Raw genomic sequence first — 602 nt, 5'->3', positions numbered from 1 at the left:
GCCTTGGGCAAGGCGCTCGCGCATCGAATTGCTCAGCGAGATGCACGTATCCCGCAATCCCAGGGGTTCGCACACACGCGACACAAGCAGATCCTCGTAGCTGCTGCCGGCTCTCAGCGCGAGCGCGTGCCCGAGCAGGCCAAAGCCGAGATTGGAATACTCGTAGTGAGTGCCCGGGTCGTAATGCAGGGTGTAGCTAGACAGAAAAGCATAGAGTTGCTCGACCGTATAGGCAGCATACGGATTATCGCCGGACGCTGGTATCCCGTCGGGAATCCGCGGCAGACCGGATGTGTAGGTCGCGAGATCGAGCAAGGTGATCTGCTTGCCATTCCGATCTGGCATCTTCACGGTGCCGGGAAGAAATTTTGAAACCGGATCATCGAGGGCAACTTCACCGCGGGTGACCATCTCGGTCAGCAAAAGCGCTGTAAAGACCTTGGTGATGGAACCGATCTCAAACACGGTGTCGCGATCGAGTTGGTCGACGGCAGAACCGGACTGACCGTAGGTCACGATCTTCTCGCGGGCCGAATCAAACGAAATCGCGACAATACCGACGCTCTGATGGGCGCGGTCGATGCGCTCGCGCAATATGTCCC

General features: G+C 58.3%; 1 protein-coding gene. It reads right to left on the bottom strand.

Features of this window, described 5'->3' with window-relative positions; translation table 11 throughout:
* The coding region (locus AC1D00_RS44375; RefSeq protein WP_477015110.1) for a serine hydrolase domain-containing protein at nt 1-594 on the bottom strand (594 nt) is incomplete at its 3' end.
* Between the last annotated feature and the right edge of the window lie 8 nt (nt 595-602).

The sequence above is a fragment of the Bradyrhizobium sp. P2_E8 genome, assembly GCF_056403875.1.
The sequence above is the reverse complement of the archived record's forward strand: the minus strand, read 5'-3'. Positions and strand labels throughout refer to the sequence as shown.